This is a genomic window from Paenibacillus sp. A14, assembly GCF_036864815.1.
GTDB classification, from domain to species: Bacteria; Bacillota; Bacilli; order Paenibacillales; family Paenibacillaceae; genus Fontibacillus; species Fontibacillus sanfengchensis.
Genome location: NZ_JBAGJD010000005.1, coordinates 299348 through 317116 on the forward strand (window position 1 = coordinate 299348; position 17769 = coordinate 317116).

A 17769-nucleotide genomic window follows, 5' to 3' on the forward strand; every position below is an offset into this window, starting at 1 on the left:
CTTTTTGGCGCATCCGCGCCGCTCTGGATTATTAACGGGAAAACCTCCCGTTAATTTTCCGCTCGTGGGCCTTGGAATCGAAATAGATGGAAAAGCTCCATCTATTTCGCGGCCCAACCGTTGGTATACCCTGGTTTCGGATGAATTAACGGGAGGTTTTCCAGCTAAATCGACTCTGAGGACGAATAGGCCCAATTTAACGGGAGGAATTCCCGTTAATTAGGTCACGTCATGCCGCCTCATACCGCCACGCCCCCGTTCGGGGTTACGCTCCGTTTTGTCTTTGCTGCTTCAGCAGGTCGCGGATTTCCGTGAGCAGCGCTTCCTCCTTGGACGGTTCCGGCGGGGTTTCCGGTTCCGGCTCTTCCTTCCGTTTGAACCTGTTGAGTCCTTTCACAAACAGGAAAATGGAGAAGGAGATGATGAAGAAATCAATGACGGTTTGCAAAAAAGCGCCGTACATCAATTTCGTTTCTCCGTATTGAAAGATAAGGTCCTTGAAATCGATGCCGCCCATCAAGATGCCAAATAGGGGCATCAGCATATCATTGACCAGGGAGGTTACGATTTTACCGAAGGCCCCGCCGATAATTACCCCGATGGCCAGATCAAGGACATTGCCCTTCAGGGCAAAGGCTTTAAATTCTTTCCACATCCTAGTAAAACCACCCTTTTCATATATTACAGGCAGTATACCATATGAGGGGCGGACTCCACATCACCGCAGGGTAGGCAGTAAGGTCTGCAAAGGAGACCCTCCGAGGGTTCGGGCCACAGGGCAGGCCTCCGCCTAGGCCGAAAAATGCAAATCCGCAGGAATTCTCCATGGGGGCAGAAAGTAGTTTGCGTGGCGCAGGGAGTCAAGTTGGCGTTCCAATGTGTTCAAGTTGCTTAAATCACCAGGATCGCACAAATTGCAGCAAACCTGATTTCGGGGTCTGCACCAGGGCAATAAGGCCGTTTTGACCGCTATGATTCCCGCGGAGCCGAATCGGCCCGAAATAGCGGCCCAAAGGATCGTTATTTTCACCGAAAACGAAAGCGGCGGACTAATTTGCAAGCTTCAGGCCCTGAACCCCCAGCCGATAGTGACGAAACTCGTCCCCCCACATGACCGTAAGGGCCGGGAGGGGTTATAATGCAATCAGAGATTAGTTGGTATAAGTAACCAAATGGACGAAAGGAATGCCATGATGCTGGATTCAAGCTCCGAAAAAAGTTTAAGCAAGCTGATGAGCAAAATGCTCCGCCATACTCCCGAGGAGTTTGGCCTCCAATTGAATCCCGCGGACGGATCGTGCGAAGTGGACGCGCTTCTCCGGGCGATCGCGGCCCAGCGGCGGTGGTCCCGGGTCCAACGCGAAGATGTGGAGCAGGTCGTCCGCAATTCTGACAAACAGCGTTTCGTCATCGAGGATGACCGTATCCGGGCCAGGTACGGCCACAGCCATGATCGGGTGCAATATGCTCCGGGCGAGCCGCCGGCCGTGTTATATCACGGAACGAACCGGAAGGCGCTACCTTCCATTCTCAAGGAAGGGCTTCACCCGATGTGCCGGCAGTATGTGCATCTGTCGGAAGGGACGCATTTCGCCGCGCTGGCGGGGAGCCGCCGGGGGGAACTGGTCATCCTCCGGATCGATACGCAAAAAGCAAGAGAAACGGGTGTGACTTTTTACTACGCAGGTAATGAAGTGTGGCTGGCTGATCGGATCCCGCCGGGATGCTGCGAGGCAGACGAAAATTAACCGGCCCGCGCCCCGCGGGCGGCGGCGGATTTTATCCACAATATAATTGCGGAGGTTGTACAGAAAATGAAATTTGTGTTTTGTTCGGACCCTTTAAATGAGAAGGCCCCGGACATGGAATACTTGCGGGAATATGAAACGGCCCGCAGGCTTGGAGCGGATGTTCATTTGATTTCTTTGGAGGCGTTGTTGGAGGGGAGTGCGGAACTGGCGGTCCGGCGCGTACCCGCTTTCGAAACGCCGAAAGTGTTTATATACCGGGGCTGGATGCTGAAGCCGGACGACTACGAGCGCTTATATCAAGCCCTGTCCCGCAAGAATGCCATCCTGATCAATTCGCCTGAGGCATATAGGAGCGGGCATGATTTTCCCCGTTCGTACGAGGCGATTAAGGCGGTGACCCCTTACAGTATTTGGGTTCCTCAGGAGGAGCTTAAGGAGGGCCTGGGCCCGCTTTTTGAAAAAATGACCGTCTTTCGGAGCAAACCCGTCCTGGTCAAGGATTATGTAAAATCAAGAAAGCATGAGTGGGAGGACGCCTGCTTCATTCCGGACGCCTCGGACCGGGAAGGGGTTCGCAGAGTGGTGGAGAATTTCCTCAGCCGCCAAGGCTCCGAACTAAACGGCGGGGTTGTCATCCGTGAGTTTGTTCCTCTCGCCCAGCTTGGTGTACACCCGAAGAGCGGGATGCCGCTGGCTCAGGAGTACCGTTTGTTTTTCCTGGATCATAAAATGATCGCTTGCCTGGACTATTGGGATGAGGCCGCTTATGAACGCGCAAGCCGGGTTCATGTTAACCTCGAACCTTTTGGAAATGTAGCCGGGGGGATAGCAAGCCGCTTTTTTACCATGGATATCGCCAAGACGGCCGGCGGAGAATGGCTGGTGATCGAGGTGGGCGACGGGCAGGTTTCCGGCCTACCGATTCGGGCGGATGTCGAACAGTTTTACAGATCGATCAAAGATGGGGGGGCGACGGGATGGGTGAAGAAGCGCTAATCCATAGCAGAATTAAGGGCGGATTGTACGGCGTCGCTGTCGGGGATGCCCTTGGCGGAACGACGGAATTTATGAATGCCCGCGAAATCCGGGCGCAGTACGGATATTTGCGGGAGATTGTGGGCGGTGGAGTGTGGGGGCTTGCGCCCGGGGAAGTGACAGATGACACCATGATGACGTTGTGCGTCGCAGAGGGGATTTTGCACAATCCGGCTGATCCCGAGGAGCCGATCGGGCGTCTTTTTCTGGAGTGGTACCATTCCAGGCCGAAGGATATCGGGAACATTATTCGTCACGTTTTTGAACACTACGAGGGCAGTTGGAAGGAGGCGGCCTTCTATGCGCACATGGATCTCGGGCAAAGCGGGGGGAACGGCTCCCTCATGAGATGCTTGCCCGTGGCCCTAGCCTACAGGGAGCCGGCCGAGATCGAGAGGGTTACGGTGATGCAGTCAAGAATGACGCATTACGATCAACGGTGCAATGAAGCTTGCGTCATCTATAACCGGATCGCCGACCGCCTGCTGCGCGGGGAAGAGCTCGGGGACGCCATCCGGCGCGAAGTTGCCGGGACCGAATACGAAGGCCTGATCGAACAGGAACCTGATTGCGGGCCAAGCGGTTTTGTGGTGCACACGTTTCGGTGGGTGCTGCATATTTTGCTGACGGCCCCGGATTTCAGCGCGGTGGTCGAGCGGGCTGCCAACCTCGGCGGGGATTCCGACACGATTGGAGCGATCGCGGGCGGACTGGCCGGGATTTATTTCGGATACGAGGGCATTCCGTCAAAGTATGCGGAAGCTGTATTGATCAGAGAGCGACTGGATCAGGTTGCCCTGCGGCTGGCGGCCTTAAGGGGAGTGTCCTGAAATTCTGCGGGTATTTTCCTGGGTTTCCTAAATCTATGGTATCTCCAACCGAAAAATATAAATAAAGAAGCATTATTAGAAATGGGAGATTGGAATGTTATCCATTGCCATTTGCGACGACCAGGCTGTGGAGTGCCTTGAGCTTTCAAAAAAGGTTCATGCGGTTTTACAAGAAGCGGGTGTCGCGCATAGCATTAAGCAATTCTTTGCAGGTTCGGCTTTGTTGGAGTCGGCGTGCGCGTTTGATCTTTTATTTTTGGACATCAAAATGGAGCACCTGGACGGACTGACTACGGCCGCCTTGATGAGAAAACGAAGCCGGCCTTTTCTCCTCGTGTTCATTACGGCTTATCGGGAGCATGTTTACGATGCTTTTGACGTAGAGGCCTTTCATTATCTCATCAAGCCTGTCGATGACGGCAAGCTGGCCAAGGTTCTTCTGGCGGTGGTGGATAAGTGCTCGGCCGAGGAACGGGGAGAAGGGTATATTGTCGTGACTCGCAACCGGGAGGCGATAAAACTCGTTTTGGATGACGTGATCTACTTCGAAATCAGCGGCCGCGTCATCAAAGCGCACTGTAACCAGCGCGTGTTAGAGTATTATGATCAGATCAGTGCATTGGAAGAAAAACTTAACCGCCGAAGCTTTTTTAGATGTCACAAAAGCTATCTGATCCACCTTAAGCACGTAATGAGCTTTGATAAAAATGAAATTCTGATGGATAACGGGGACAAGGTGTTACTGTCCAAACGCCGACACAAGGAGTTCATGGAGGCGCTGCTGAATTATGTAAAAAAAGAAGGCGGCATTTTATGAACGTCTGGTTTTTCGCCAAATGCCTTGTGCTGGGCTTCTATGGATACGGGTTCTTTCTTTTTTGCCACAGACTGCTTGGCACCAAGGCTTCGCCGAAAACGGCGGCTGCTGTGCTCGTCCTGTACCCCATCGGATTTGATTACATTTTTCTTAATCGAGTGCTCGGCGTGAATTATTTTGTGGGGACAACCTGCTCTTGGTTGGGACTAATGCTTCTAATCCAGCTCTTGTTCCGGGGCAACCCCGCTCAGAAGCTGGCTATTGCTATCGTTTTATACGTCATTCAACAGCTCACCGCGTATGCGGTTGTTCCGCTGCTTGGAAGATGCGTGGATGTGGCTTTTGACCACTACTTTCATCATGTGCCGCCATTGCATGTCTATTACTGGATCAGCACGCTGAGGTATGCTATCTGCGTGACTCTCCTCGAAGTCATTTCCCGCCGCTGTTCCTCCCTGGGCGGGAACCTCCCGCGCAGAATTTCGGGGCTTCTGCTTCTCCCGATGGCTTTTATCGTGCTGGCGTTGGAAATAGCGGCGTATATATTCAATCACCACCAGTTATTTCATCTACTTTATGTATATAGAAATCTCCCGCTCCCCTCGTTTGTTTTCCAATTTGGGGATCCGGTCATGCTGTTCCTGCTGTCCGTGCTTGGACTTGCGGCAAGCTTGCGGCTGGTCTTCGGAACGAATCATGCGATGCTTCAGTTGATGAACGAGCAGCGGCTGGCCTTGCAGGTAGCGCATTATCAGGCCCTGGAAAACCAGCAGAAAGAATTGCGGCATGTACGGCACGATATGAGAAATCATGTCATCAGCCTCATGGGTTTGCTGGAGGGCAAACGTGTGGACGCCGCCAAAGCCTATCTTAACCACCTTTCCGAAAAAAGCGGCCTGCTGGAGGATTACGCAATAACCGGCAATCCTGTTGCCGATGCCGTACTATACGTTAAGGGTCATGAGGCAAGACAATCCGGAATCGATTTTCAATGTGACTTGCAAAGGCTCGGATTTTCCGGGATATCGGATTTTGACCTGAGTGTTATTCTGGGCAATGGGTTAGATAATGCCATAGAAGCCTGTAAGCGGATTAAGCAGCCGGACCGGCGGAAATTTGTTCACATTCAGACCGGAGCAGCCAAGCACTTTTATATACTGGAAATGAAGAATAGCATGGAAAACGCGGGCGACCCATCCGTAGCTTTAATGACCCGTAAGGCACCTGCCGAGTTGCATGGTATGGGATTGGACAGCATGAAAGCCATAGTGGAGAAGTATCGGGGAACGATGGATATCGAGTTGCAGCCCGGGGTGTTCCGCCTCTCCCTCATGTTGCCCTTGGCGAGCGGACAAGCCGACCGTTCATGACATACAGGCGGCCGATTATGACATAATGCTTTAGATCGCTCCCATTTTCGACGAAACATAAATTGTATTTTTTGTTGAAAGGAGGGATCTGGAATGAGTATGTTACCAATCGGAGTCATGCAGGGGCTGATGGGGGCAGCCTCCTCCATGAAAATGGCGGATGCGTCCATGGGGGTATATCGTTGGGCGAAAGACAGTAAACAATCTGACATCATGAACAATGCGGCAGGGTATGCCTCCAACTCCTTGAAGAATGCCGCCGCATCCAGCGAAAAGGCTGGGAAAGCGCTGGAGAAAGACCAACAGGAGAAGCGGGCTAAGGAAAAGGCGGAGCGCGAAGCGGCCCTCGAAAAGCACCGCCGGGAAGTGGCTGTTCGGGAAGCGGAGATGCGGCGGTATGCCGCAAGCAAGCCGGTGACCGTGGAAACCGGCGGCACCGGACAAGCCGGTCAGAGCCTGCCTGGAGGCGCGTCTTCTGCCGAAGCAGGCCTGCCGGCGGGAGAAGGGACGGACGTGCCGCCGGTTCAACCGGTTGCCGGTTCAACGGCATCCGATGTGAAAATCTACACACCGCAAGGCGCGGCACAGCCGGTGTCCGTCGAGCCGACCATCTCCTTCCGGGTGTGACGGCCGTAAATGAAAAACCCGCAAATGAGCGGGTTTTTCTATGCCAATCTCTTTCGGGCATGAATCTCAATTCCACCTCAAAACTGAATCTTCAGGCTTTCCCCTTCGACATAAACACCCTCGGAGCGGGCAATCGGCAGCTTCTGTTCCGCCGAGAAGCCGATGGTTTCCCCATCCCGCAAAGTCACATTCTGCTCTACGACATACAGAGAGATATCGATTAAGAAGTCGCGGAGCTCGGCTGGCGTCGCCTGGCTGTCCAGCACCTCGATTTCATCCTTGCCAAAAGCCTTCAGCCCGGAAGTATAACCGCTGAGCCCTTTTTCGCTCCCGACCAGGCCAAAGTGAACGAGGTTCATCAAAGGGACGGTATCCTCGGTTTTCATAAGCTCCGCCATATCCAGGTAGAACTGGGGTTCAAATACGGTACCGGACATGTAGAGGCCGACCGCATTCGGAAGCTTCAGGCAGCTGGAGGCCAGCTTCGTGTACAATCTGCCGCTATCGATCGGAGACCCGGACTTGCTGAATACGGCGACGATGATCTGAGCGACATGGGTCGCCGTGACCTCGGCCGCCTCTCGCCACAGGTAGTTCCCCTGTGCGTAATAATCGGCTTCGCCATCCGGGATGGGTGCATCGATAAAACTAAGCGCGAGCATGCAGCCCTCCGCCTCAAAAACAAGAATACCCTCTTTTTCCCCGGCGGTTGGCGGCTCGTCTTCATCGGCCGGGGAGGTGGAGATATTCCAATCCTGCAGCAGGTTTGCTTTAATCTGCTCCATATCGCACTCGGTGGAATTCAACAGGACGAAGCCGTTAAAAACCCCTGATTTTTCCTCCTCCTGCGCCCCATCGGAACCTGCTCCGGCCTGCGCCTGGGCCTGCTCGATTTCGGCTGCCCGCTGCATCCAATAAGCGCGAATCATCTCCACCATGGCGATGGCATCCTCTTCGGCGGTGGCGGGGTCGTAAGGCTGCATCTCACTGAAAATATGACCGCAATGCTCCGTGTCGGACGGGCTCTCATAACCGCCGCAGACGCCGAGGAGCCATTTACCGAGCAGATTTTTTTTGTACTTGAATACGTAATAGTGCATGTCGTGGCGGTCGAATTCCCCCGCGATTTCGATTTTGGCCGGCTCCTTCCCGAGCTCGTTTTCGTGCGCCAGCCAATCCACCATGGATTGCAGGGCCGCTTGCCGTTGGGCTGTCATAAATTCCTCTCCCTTGCATGAAAAATAGGTGCTTAAAGGTACATTCTACCAGTCGCCGGGGGCCGCTTCAATAACAGGCGGACGAGACGGCGGTTTTAAGTTTGACACCAATTTACATATGACGAAAATTTTTACCTACCCCGAACATGATTTTAACAGCCGGCTGATACATTGGAATCATTCCGAACGGACTGGAGGACAACATTTCAATGAAATTAAAAGTTTGGTTAAAGAGGGCAGTGGCCGTTACCTTGGCCGGCAGTTTGCTGACGGCGGGAGCGGTTATCCCTTCCAAAAGCTATGCCGCTTCGGGGGCCGCGGAACCGCTGCAAGGCGGAGGACAATGGATGATCGGCGAGTACCATACGCACACCTATCTGTCCGATGATGCCCAGGAATCGTTGGAGAAGGTGCTGGATCGTGCCCTGGAGCAGAATGACATGGATTGGATCGGGGTCTCCGACCATTTGCGGATGGTGGGACGCGACGATACCGGGGCGGCTTTGCCGGGCGGTTCCATCCCGCTGTCCAAGGGGATCGAGCTGTACCAGCTTCCCAAAATCAAGCAGCTTGCGGATTCGGGAAAATACGAAGGTAAAATCATATTCACCGGTTTTGAGTGGGATATGCCTACCTACGATCATGTGGGCGTCGGTATTTTGCCGAAGCGGTTGGAGGCCGACCCGATCGCCGAAGGCATCCGTCATTTTGAATACCTGTTTACGAATCGCGACGAAAAATATTATGATCCGGCGGAAGTCGCGGCATGGAAATCGCGGGACAGCCGGGCCTACAGCACCAAAGCGGACGCCCGCAAGGCCGTGCAGTGGATGAAAGACAATTATCCGGACAGCTTCATGATTATTAACCACCCTTCGAGAAAACGGGGGACTTCCGCGGAATTCAAAATCGAGGATCTCCGTGATTTCAACAACATTGCGCCGGAAATTGCCTTCGGTTTCGAAGGCATGCTCGGCAACCAGATGGCGCCGGACCGGGGGGAAGTGCCTCAGGTTTACGGCGGTACGGACATCATGGTCGCCCAGCTTGGCGGAGTATGGGATGCGCTGCTTGGTGAAGGCCGACGGTTCTGGAACTTCGCCAACTCCGATTTTCACTTCCATATCGACGGCACCCGGCGATACTCCAGCGGTTACATGCCGGGGGACTACTCCAAGAACTACACCTGGGTGGACGGCTCCGACATGCATGCGGTGGTGGAAGGGATGCGTTCGGGGAAATCTTTTTCCGTCTTCGGCGATTTGATCGACGCACTGGATTTCCGCATCGCGGGCGCCGGCGGGCAGGCGGAAATGGGAGAAGAACTGCAAGTGACGGAAGGGGACGATATGGAACTCACCATCCGGTTCAAAAGCCCGGCGGGCAACCATAACGGGGATCCGGTGCAGGTGGACCATGTGGATCTGATCGCCGGCGACGTGACCGGCTATGCTGAGCCCGGCACTCCGGAGTATACCAAGAGTACCAACGATACGACGAAAGTGATCAAGCGGTTCACGAGCCAGGACTGGACGACGGATGAGGATGGCTACCATGTCATCACCTATAAACTGGGACCGGCCGAGAAGAACAAATACTTCCGCCTGCGGGGGACTGACCTGGGTACGGATGTCCCCGGGGAGACGAGCAACGGCGAGCCGCTGGTCGATGTGAAAAACACGACCGCGGATAACGAGACCCGGTTTGAGGAGATCAACCGGCGGAACTTCTCCGATCTTTGGTTTTATTCCAATCCGATTTTCGTGAACGTCGATCCGTACAGCGACCGGCAGGCGGTGGACGATACCGCGGCTAAGCTCAGTCTGGGCGGTACGAGCGCGGTCGTCGACGATTTGGAGCTCCCCGTGCGGGGCGAGCATGGCGTTACCGTTCAATGGGACAGCTCCCATCCACAGCTGATCGGCCAGGACGGCCGTTTGCTGGTCCGTTATCCGGCGGAGGATACGGAGGTGACGTTGACGGCCACTATCACAAGGGGAACGGTGACGGAGCACAAAACGTTTGTCGTCACGGTCAAAGGGTTCGGCGATACGTCCCCCGCGACGCTGAGCGCCTCCATGAAAACGGCGGACGGAGCGGCATACGCCAGCGGTCAATGGACGAATCAAAGCGTCGTCTCCAGCGTATACGCCGTTTATTCGAATCCGGTAACGGAGGTCGAGTTGAAGCTGTCCTTGGACGAGGGGTCTTTTGTGCCTTACACGCCTCGGGACGAGATTGAGATCGCCGAAGAGGGGCGGCATACGCTCACCTACCAGGCCACCGATAATTTACATCTGCAAAAAACACAGGAACTGCAAGTGAACATCGACCGGGCGGCTCCGGTGATTACGCTCAGAGGAACGCCAACCGTGAACCTGGGGGTTGGAGCGGCTTATGAGGAGGCGGGGGCGGATGCCTCAGATAATATCGACTTGGCCGGCGAGGTGCAAATTACCGGAACGGTGAATACACAGGCGGCCGGAACTTATACTTTGAAGTATCATGTGAGCGATTTGGCGGGCAATCCGGCAAAAGAGGTCATCCGCACGGTGGTTGTTAGCGCGGGCGGGGGTCATTCCGGCGGCAATTCGGGCAGCGGCTCCGGTGGTGAATCCGGTGGCGGTTCCGGCAGTGGGTCAAGCGGCAGCGGCAGCTCGGGCAGCGGCGGCTCCGCCTCCACCGGCGACAAGAACCCCGGCCATGAGCAGCCGGTGGGGATGAACGAAAGCGGTAGCCGTGTGGACGTGGAATGGCCTGCCGGACAGGGCGCACGCGCTCAAATTTCCGGCGTGATGTCCATCGAGGCACCGGCCCAGCCGGGCCGTTCGGCCAGCCGTTTGACGGCATCGGTCGTTCCGGCGGCGTCGGCACCGCCAGCGGGCCATCTCAGCCGCATCAGTCCTGTAGTCGCTCTGGAGAAAACCGCTGAGGGCAGCGCGGTGTCTGTCTTTAACCCGCCGGCGAAGCTTACCCTGAATTATGAAGCGGAAGGTTTAGCGGACAACCGCGTTCCGGCCATTTACTACTACGATGAACGTCAAGCCAAATGGATCTTCCTCGGCGGTATGGATACCGGAAACGGAACGGTGACAGCGGACGTGCGTCCATTCGCCAAGTATGCCGTATTCAGCTATCAACCGGCGGAATTGCCGGATTTGAAGGGGCATTGGGCGCAGCCGTTTGCGTATCGGTTAATCGGGATGCAGGTGATCCAGGGGTCTGGGGATCGGGAGTTTCATCCGAATGAACCGGCAACCCGGGCGCAATTCACCAAAATGCTGGTGGATGCGCTGGGGTTAAGCGCGGCCGGTTCGGCCACCCCGTTCGCCGATGACCGCGAAATTCCGGTCTGGGCGAAGCAACAGGCCGCGGCGGCCTTTGAGGCCGGGCTGGTCAAGGGCGCGGGAGCGCGCGGCAAGCTCCTCTTCAGCCCGGGCCAAGCCTTGACCCGCGCCGAACTGGCCGTCATGCTGGCCCAGGCGCTCCCGGCCGAGGCCCGGTCCAGTGCGGCTGCGACCGGCACCGGCGGAAATGCGGCCGACGCGGCGAGCATCCCGGCCTGGGCGGCGCCATCCGTCAAGGCGGCCCTCGAGTCGGGCCTGTTGATGGGTGATCCGGACGGCAGCTTCCGTCCGGATCAGGCGGTGACCCGCGCCGAAGCCGCCGCGGCGGTCTACCGGCTGCTGGAAGCCCTAAACCGGTAAGCGGCATGGCATACCGGTAGTTAAATCCATGAAGGTTTCCTTAGGACATGTAGTTAAATGTCTTAAGGAAACCTTTTTCGCTTGGGGCGGACGCCCGGGAGTGAGATTCCTGCAAATCTGCAGGTTTTTCCCAGGCTGTAAGCCCGGTCTGCGCAAATTCCTGCAAATCTGCAGGCTTTTTCAGCGAAATCGCCCCGTTGGAGCTAAATCGCTAAAAATTCCTGCATTTTTGCATTTATTTCGCTTCGGGCCCTTCGAGAGGGGAAAAATTCCTGCACATTTGCATCTTTTTGCCCGACCGTATCGATACGTCTTCACCTGCAAACCTACCCGACCTATTTGCCCAACCTACCCCCTACCTACTTACTCTACCTTACCTACCTACCTATCCTACCTATCCTACCTATCCTACCTATCCTACCTATCCTACCTCTTTACCTTACCAACCCTTCCGGTCGGCTGCTGCCCTCACCGGCATCATCGCGCCGGATCGGCTCTACTCCACGGCCGCCCGGATCAGCGGCAGGGTGCAGCAGTGAATGCCGCCGCCCATTTTGGTAATCTCGGATACCTCCACCGGGATGACCTCGATACCGTGCCGCGACAGCAGGTCCATCGTGTGTGCGCCGTCGGCGGAGAACAGCAGCTTGCCGGGCGAGAGGGCCAGCGCATTGATCGTGAGCAAGGGGTCCTGCGGGTCGACATGGAACAGCTCGATGTGCCGCCGATCCAGCTCGTGCAGGAACCAATAGGGCAGGAGCGAGATATTCACCAGCGCCTTGTTCCGGTCGACCATCAAAAAGGCCTCGTCGAGATGGATGATCGAGGCCGGCAGGTCGACCGTAAGCAGCTCGATCTCCTGCAGCGCCAAAATCTGCCGAAGCTGGTGGATGCCCTCGGGATTCACGCGCTCCGAACGCCCGATTACGGCGGTTCGCCGGTCCAGCATAATGAAGCTCCCGCCCTCGGCGAAGCCGTGCCCCTGAACGCTTCCGAGGAGCGGCATGCCTATCCGGCTGAGGGTTTGCGCGGCCAGGCGGGTCTCGCCGTAGCGGATATATAACGCGAAGCGGGATAGCACCACCCCGCCGGGGATGACCATCCCGAGGTCCCGGGTAAACATGGCTTCCGGCCAGGCATCCGCGGGACCCTCCAGGGGAACCACCCGGACGCCTTCCTTCTCTAGGGCCGAGGTTAATCCGTCATGCTGACGCTGGAGGAGGTCCAGGTTCGGCGGGCTCCGCTGCCGTTCTGGCTCCCCCTGCCCCGGATCCGATTCAGCAGGAGCGGCCCGGATTCGATCCGTCCGGCTGCCCCGTGCAGTTTCAGCACCTCTTCACCCGGGCGGTGCATGAGGATCCGGTCGATTCGCCCGACCGGATTGCCCGCGCCCCAAGGCTGCCCCCAGATCGACGCCAGGAGTTTAGGGTCGTGAAACGGTTCTCTCACCAACTTGCACGACATTTCGGGAAAAGGGGATGACATGGGCATGACTCCTTTGGCACAAAATGGACGACACAGGGTCTTCTAGTCATCAGCTTTCCCGCCAATCCGAAAATATAACAGGGAAGCGAGCTAATAATGAACCATAATGAAGCTTTTCACCACTTGTGCATATGCACAAAATTATTCAGAGTTTCATCAATTGTTCTAAGGCGGAGATGCTCTTATACTGAAAGCGTATCCAAATGAAAGGGCTTTACAACGATAGATGAAAGGGGTTGCAAAACGAAGCGCATAGAGACGGCATGCATTAATTCGGCAACCAGTACATGTGAAACTTACTACAAGAGCGAATAGAGAAGCCGGAAATAGAGAAACCGGTTAAGAGAAGAAAATCGACAAGGAGGAACTATCATGACAGCAGCAATTGAGATAAGCTGGATTGGCGCGTTGATCGGTTTGGCGCTGGCCATTATATTGATTTTGTTAAAGCTCGCACCCACGTATTCGTTGATTTTGGGGGCGATTGCAGGCGCTTTTATCGGCGGGGCGGACTTTGCGGAAGCCGTCGGCATCCTGATCTCCGGAACCCAAAGCGTGATGGGCACGGTCGTCCGGATCATCGCGGCCGGCGTGTTCGCGGGGGTGATGATGGAGTCGGGAGCGGCGGAAACGATCGCCAAGGTCATTGTGGACAAGCTGGGGGGAACGAAAGCCATGTTGTCGCTGGCCCTGGCCACGATGATTATTACGGCCGTAGGGGTTTTCATCCCCGTTGCGGTACTGATCGTCGCCCCGATCGCTCTGTCGGTCGGTCATAAGATGGGCTATTCCAAAGTGGCCATGCTGGTCGCTTTATCGGGGGGCGGCAAGGCCGGGAACATCATTTCCCCGAACCCGAACACGATTGCGGCGGCCGGCGGGTTTCAGCTGGATGTGAACCAGGTTATGATCGGCGGATTGATCCCGGCGCTGTTCGGGGTGGCTGTGGCTGTCATCATTGCTTCTTTAATCAAATATAAAGGGACTAAAGTGACGGATGCCGAAGTCGAGGAATTGGAAAAAACCAACGCCACGCAGCTTCCCGCTTTATCGAAAGCTTTGGTCACCCCGCTCATCGCGATCGTGCTGCTCATGATCAGTCCGATCGGTTCGATGCTCGGTATCGACGCCCTGGCTTCGTTAAAAATCGATTCCTTGTTCATCCTGCCTTTTGCGGGGATCGTCGGAACGCTGGCATTGGGCAAGCGCACTAAAATTTTGGATTACTGCGGGGCCGGCCTGAACCGGATGACCCCCACGATTCTCATCATCATCGGCGCCGGGGCCATCGGCGGCCTGATTACCGCTTCGACCCTGCCGGCACAAGTGGTGGCGCTTGTCGAATCTTCGGGATTGTCGGGCACCTTCCTGGCTCCGATCGCCGGCGTGCTGATGGCCGCGGCCACCGCCTCGACGTCTACCGGCGTCATCTTGGCGACAGGTTCTTTCTCCCATGCGATTCTGAATACCGGCGTAGCGCCTTTATCCGCCGCGGTTATGACGCATGCCGGGGCGACGGTCATCGACCATCTGCCGCACGGCACTTACTTCCACGTGACCCGGGGCGCGATGAACATGAGCATGAAGGACAGAATGAAGGTCGTTCTGTTCGAAAGTATGGTCGGGTTGACGATGACGATTGTAGCGGTTGTGCTTTACGGATTTATTTTATAAAAAGACAAGGGAGTGGACGCGGGTGGCAACCAAATTTGTACTGGCACCGGACTCGTTTAAAGAAAGCATGACGGCAAAAGAAGTGTGCGAGGCGATGGAAACCGGGATCAAAAGGGCGATCCCCGACGCGGAATGCATCCATGTCCCCATGGCGGACGGCGGAGAAGGCACCGTCCAGTCTCTGATCGACGCCACCGGCGGCACTTTGATTCAGAAGGAGGTGACCGGCCCGCTCGGCACTCCGGTGCTTGCACAATACGGCATTTTGGGCGACGGAAAGACGGGGGTTATTGAAATGGCGTCCGCCAGCGGGATCCACCATGTAACCAAGGAGACCAAAAACCCGCTGATTACGACCACCTACGGAACGGGGGAGCTCATTCGGGACTGCCTCCAAAGAGGCATTACGGAAATTATTCTCGGCATCGGCGGAAGCGCCACGAATGATGGCGGCACGGGGATGGCCAAGGCGCTTGGATATCGGTTTCTCGATAAATCCGGCGAGGAACTGCCGCTGGGCGGAGGATTCCTGGGCGAACTGGAGCGGATCGATACGTCCGGCGTGCTCCCGGGGCTCAAGGACATCCACATTCTGGTGGCGTCCGATGTAACGAACCCGCTTTGCGGAGAGCGCGGAGCCTCGGCGGTGTTCGGCCCGCAAAAGGGAGCCACCCCAAAGATGGTGGAGGTTCTCGACCACAATTTGAGACACTACAGCAGGATCGTCAAAGAGCAGCTGGGAATCGAGGTGGCGGACGTTCCCGGAGCGGGGGCCGCAGGCGGACTGGGAGCCGGGCTACTCGCTTTCACCAAGGCGACGATGAAGAAGGGCATAGAAATCATGATTGAATATACCGGCTTGAAGGAAAAACTCCGGCAGGCGGATTACTGCTTTACGGGCGAGGGCGGTATCGATTTCCAAACCAAGTTCGGCAAAGCGCCTTACGGGGTGGCCCAGGCCGCCAAAAGCGTGAATCCACGGATGAAGGTGATCGCCCTGGCCGGGTATGTGGGCCAAGATGTGGAGGCGTTGTACGAGGAAGGGTTTGACGCCATTTTCGGCATCGTGCCCGGAGCCTCCGATCTCGAAAGCCTGCTTGCGCGGGGCCGGGGAAATGTGGCCCGTACGGCGGAAAGCATCGCCCGCTTGTTAAAATAGAACTCATAAAAAAGGACGTCCACCGAATCCGGCGGACGTCCTATTATTTTGCCCGGTAAACCAGCATAAACAACAGCTCCACAAGCTCCAGCAGATTCTTCGGATCTTTCCCCGTCGTTTTATGGATCCGGCTTAACCGGTAATTCAGCGTATTGCGGTGGATGATGAGCCGGTTTGCCGTTTCATTGGCATTCAGGTTGCACTGGAGGTAGACCTGGAGCGTTCGGATCAGCTCTTCGTTCTTCTCGAGCAAATGAGCGAGCCTTTCGGCTTTGGGGTCGTTCTTTTGCTTTTGCAGCTTCGCCATATCCGCGATGAATTCGCACTCGGCATAGGCCAGTCTTTTTCGCTGAAAAAAGACCCCCTTCAGCACGCGCATCGCCAACCTGGCCTGGCTGTATCCGGCTGCGACCGTCTCGTTGCGGTGGCTGACGGTCATGAACGCTTCCGGATACAGGCCGGCGATTCGCTCCTGAAGCGCCTCCACCGGGCCGTCCTCTTGAATGACGAGGCAGAGCGAGTGGCCGGACGGCTTGAAGGAAGCGAGCTCGGCAACCGGCTCCTCGGCCATTTCATCCGGCGCTTCCATATATATAATCCGGGAAGGCTTCGCCAACTGGATCCCGTATACCGAGGCCTGCTCCGCCAGTTCCTTGGTATAGGCGGTCTCCGGATCGGTGATGATCTGAAAAAACTCCTGCTTGAGGGCGTTTTTCAGGTTTTCCCGCTCAAGGGCCATACTCTGCTCGATGAGCAGGATCACCGCGGAACGCAAAAGATTCCCGAACGGCCTCGTTTCCGCCACCTCGCCGCTGATTCCCACCACGCCGACAATGCGGCCGTTCAATTCGATCGGCAGGTTGATGCCTTTTTTGACGAATCGCTCGTCCTTCGTAATATCGACGCCTTTCTTTTGCCGGATCGCCTCTACCGCTCCATGATGCAGGGTGCCGATCCGTTCCTTGTTTCCGCTGCCGATGATTCTGCCCGTATGATCCATAATGTTGATGTTATACGGAATGTCCTTCATCATCTTGTCCACTATGTTTTGAGCCTGAACCGGCGTTAATTCATACATTGCTGTATCCCCTCTGCAAATCTCTTGGTTCGATTGTAAGCATCCGGCCCGGATTTTTCAATGAACCCTTCCACAGGCGCAAACCTCCCACAGGGCGTTATTGCCAGCGCTTTCCTCCCGTTTTATCACCCTCATAACAAACGGTTATCACAATTTTTAACGGATTTTTCCGTAGGATGCCGTAGGATTCCGTAGTCGTTCCTGTACGGTGGGTTTACTACGTAACAAATCATAACATCGGTCCAGGCATATGGCGGTTTTTAGAAGGGAGGGACTCAAACTGATCCAATTTCATCAGGTGGAGAAGCACTACGGGCATTTTCATGTGTTAAAAAACATCAATTTGTCCGTGGAGGAAGGGGAAGTGGTTGTGGTCGTGGGCCCCTCCGGCTCGGGAAAAAGCACGATGCTGCGCTGCATCAACCGGCTGGAGACGATTACGAGCGGCCTGCTGACGGTAAACGGGGTACAGATCCATGACCGAAAGATCGACATCAATCGCGTCAGACGGGATATCGGTATGGTGTTTCAGCATTTTAACCTGTATCCCCATAAGAAAGTCCTCGATAACATCACCCTGGCACCGATCAAAGTGCTGGGCCTGTCCAAGGCGGAGGCGGCCGATACGGCGATGTATTACCTGGAGAAGGTGGGCATCGCCGACAAAGCGAACGCCTATCCGTCCCAGCTGTCCGGCGGTCAGCAGCAGCGGGTGGCGATCGCCCGGGGGCTGGCGATGAAGCCGAAAATCATGCTGTTCGACGAGCCGACTTCGGCGCTCGATCCGGAGATGGTCGGCGAGGTGCTGGACGTGATGAAAGCACTGGCGCGCGAGGGGATGACGATGGTCGTCGTGACCCATGAAATGGGCTTCGCCCGCGAGGTGGCGGACCGGGTTGTTTTTATGGACCAGGGTCAAATCCTCGAGGAGAGCGAGCCGGAGGCGTTTTTCGACCGGCCGCAGGAAGAGCGGCTGAAGACGTTCCTCGGCCGATTGCTGAGCCACTAGAATCGGGGCT

Annotated in this window: 15 protein-coding genes; 10 read left to right on the forward strand and 5 right to left on the reverse strand. The window is 56.0% G+C overall.

Translation table 11 applies throughout. The features are described from left to right. Window positions 1-265: 265 nt before the first annotated feature. The gene (gene mscL / locus V4U88_RS15840) at window positions 266-655 is read right to left on the reverse strand and encodes a large conductance mechanosensitive channel protein MscL (RefSeq protein WP_334074215.1); all 390 of its coding nucleotides are present in this window, start codon (window positions 653-655) and stop codon (window positions 266-268) included. A gap of 538 nt (window positions 656-1193) precedes the next feature. Here mscL and V4U88_RS15845 point away from each other — a divergent pair. The 6 genes from V4U88_RS15845 (at window position 1194) to V4U88_RS15870 (ending at window position 6430) form a co-directional block, all read left to right on the forward strand. Continuing rightward, on the forward strand, window positions 1194-1748 hold the full coding sequence (locus V4U88_RS15845) for an RNA 2'-phosphotransferase (RefSeq protein ID WP_334074367.1): 555 nt from the start codon (window positions 1194-1196) through the stop codon (window positions 1746-1748). A gap of 114 nt (window positions 1749-1862) precedes the next feature. Beyond that, entirely contained in the window at window positions 1863-2747 is an 885-nt protein-coding gene (locus tag V4U88_RS15850) for an ATP-grasp domain-containing protein (RefSeq protein WP_334074216.1), read from the forward strand. Next, window positions 2729-3616: an ADP-ribosylglycohydrolase family protein gene (locus tag V4U88_RS15855; RefSeq protein ID WP_334074217.1), complete on the forward strand. Its 888-nt coding sequence runs from the start codon at window positions 2729-2731 to the stop codon at window positions 3614-3616. Before V4U88_RS15850 ends, V4U88_RS15855 begins: the two co-directional genes overlap by 19 nt. Before the next feature lie 94 nt (window positions 3617-3710). Continuing rightward, window positions 3711-4433 carry a LytR/AlgR family response regulator transcription factor gene (locus V4U88_RS15860; RefSeq protein WP_334074218.1) on the forward strand — a complete coding sequence of 241 codons (723 nt, stop codon included), beginning with the start codon at window positions 3711-3713 and terminating at the stop codon, window positions 4431-4433. Then, window positions 4430-5803, forward strand: a complete 1374-nt coding sequence (locus V4U88_RS15865; RefSeq protein ID WP_334074219.1) for a sensor histidine kinase — start codon at window positions 4430-4432, stop codon at window positions 5801-5803. Before V4U88_RS15860 ends, V4U88_RS15865 begins: the two co-directional genes overlap by 4 nt. A 93-nt stretch (window positions 5804-5896) precedes the next feature. Continuing rightward, complete coding sequence (locus V4U88_RS15870; protein ID WP_334074220.1) at window positions 5897-6430, forward strand: hypothetical protein; 534 nt, start codon at window positions 5897-5899, stop codon at window positions 6428-6430. Window positions 6431-6507: 77 nt separating this feature from the next. Here V4U88_RS15870 and V4U88_RS15875 read toward each other — a convergent pair whose 3' ends face one another. Further along, the gene (locus V4U88_RS15875; RefSeq protein ID WP_334074221.1) at window positions 6508-7647 is read right to left on the reverse strand and encodes a DUF4261 domain-containing protein; all 1140 of its coding nucleotides are present in this window, start codon (window positions 7645-7647) and stop codon (window positions 6508-6510) included. A gap of 209 nt (window positions 7648-7856) precedes the next feature. Here V4U88_RS15875 and V4U88_RS15880 point away from each other — a divergent pair, with 209 nt between their 5' ends. Further along, window positions 7857-11354 carry an S-layer homology domain-containing protein gene (locus V4U88_RS15880; RefSeq protein WP_334074222.1) on the forward strand — a complete coding sequence of 1166 codons (3498 nt, stop codon included), beginning with the start codon at window positions 7857-7859 and terminating at the stop codon, window positions 11352-11354. Window positions 11355-11850: 496 nt separating this feature from the next. Here the strand turns inward: V4U88_RS15880 and V4U88_RS15885 are convergent, their stop codons facing one another. Continuing rightward, on the reverse strand, window positions 11851-12519 hold the full coding sequence (locus V4U88_RS15885; protein ID WP_334074223.1) for a dimethylarginine dimethylaminohydrolase family protein: 669 nt from the start codon (window positions 12517-12519) through the stop codon (window positions 11851-11853). A 29-nt stretch (window positions 12520-12548) separates the two neighbouring features. Beyond that, on the reverse strand, window positions 12549-12818 hold the full coding sequence (locus V4U88_RS15890) for a hypothetical protein (RefSeq protein ID WP_334074224.1): 270 nt from the start codon (window positions 12816-12818) through the stop codon (window positions 12549-12551). A gap of 393 nt (window positions 12819-13211) precedes the next feature. Between V4U88_RS15890 and V4U88_RS15895 the strand changes: the two genes are divergently transcribed. Continuing rightward, window positions 13212-14513 carry a GntP family permease gene (locus tag V4U88_RS15895; protein ID WP_334074225.1) on the forward strand — a complete coding sequence of 434 codons (1302 nt, stop codon included), beginning with the start codon at window positions 13212-13214 and terminating at the stop codon, window positions 14511-14513. Between the two features lie 22 nt (window positions 14514-14535). Further along, window positions 14536-15672 (forward strand): glycerate kinase family protein, encoded by a 1137-nt coding sequence (locus V4U88_RS15900; RefSeq protein ID WP_334074226.1) that lies wholly within the window; start codon window positions 14536-14538, stop codon window positions 15670-15672. 43 nt (window positions 15673-15715) lie between these two features. Here the strand turns inward: V4U88_RS15900 and V4U88_RS15905 are convergent, their stop codons facing one another. Continuing rightward, window positions 15716-16750, reverse strand: a complete 1035-nt coding sequence (locus V4U88_RS15905) for a CdaR family transcriptional regulator (RefSeq protein WP_334074227.1) — start codon at window positions 16748-16750, stop codon at window positions 15716-15718. Between the two features lie 280 nt (window positions 16751-17030). Between V4U88_RS15905 and V4U88_RS15910 the strand changes: the two genes are divergently transcribed. Next, window positions 17031-17759: an amino acid ABC transporter ATP-binding protein gene (locus V4U88_RS15910; protein WP_334074368.1), complete on the forward strand. Its 729-nt coding sequence runs from the start codon at window positions 17031-17033 to the stop codon at window positions 17757-17759. Window positions 17760-17769 lie beyond the last annotated feature (10 nt).

Coding starts and splice junctions, on each gene's coding strand:
- mscL (WP_334074215.1), bottom strand. CDS start 655: ATGTGGAAAGAATTTAAAGCCTTTGCCCTGAAGGGCAATGTCCTTGAT.
- V4U88_RS15845 (WP_334074367.1), top strand. CDS start 1,194: ATGCTGGATTCAAGCTCCGAAAAAAGTTTAAGCAAGCTGATGAGCAAA.
- V4U88_RS15850 (WP_334074216.1), top strand. CDS start 1,863: ATGGAATACTTGCGGGAATATGAAACGGCCCGCAGGCTTGGAGCGGAT.
- V4U88_RS15855 (WP_334074217.1), top strand. CDS start 2,729: ATGGGTGAAGAAGCGCTAATCCATAGCAGAATTAAGGGCGGATTGTAC.
- V4U88_RS15860 (WP_334074218.1), top strand. CDS start 3,711: ATGTTATCCATTGCCATTTGCGACGACCAGGCTGTGGAGTGCCTTGAG.
- V4U88_RS15865 (WP_334074219.1), top strand. CDS start 4,430: ATGAACGTCTGGTTTTTCGCCAAATGCCTTGTGCTGGGCTTCTATGGA.
- V4U88_RS15870 (WP_334074220.1), top strand. CDS start 5,897: ATGAGTATGTTACCAATCGGAGTCATGCAGGGGCTGATGGGGGCAGCC.
- V4U88_RS15875 (WP_334074221.1), bottom strand. CDS start 7,647: ATGACAGCCCAACGGCAAGCGGCCCTGCAATCCATGGTGGATTGGCTG.
- V4U88_RS15880 (WP_334074222.1), top strand. CDS start 7,857: ATGAAATTAAAAGTTTGGTTAAAGAGGGCAGTGGCCGTTACCTTGGCC.
- V4U88_RS15890 (WP_334074224.1), bottom strand. CDS start 12,818: ATGTCGTGCAAGTTGGTGAGAGAACCGTTTCACGACCCTAAACTCCTG.
- V4U88_RS15895 (WP_334074225.1), top strand. CDS start 13,212: ATGACAGCAGCAATTGAGATAAGCTGGATTGGCGCGTTGATCGGTTTG.
- V4U88_RS15905 (WP_334074227.1), bottom strand. CDS start 16,750: ATGTATGAATTAACGCCGGTTCAGGCTCAAAACATAGTGGACAAGATG.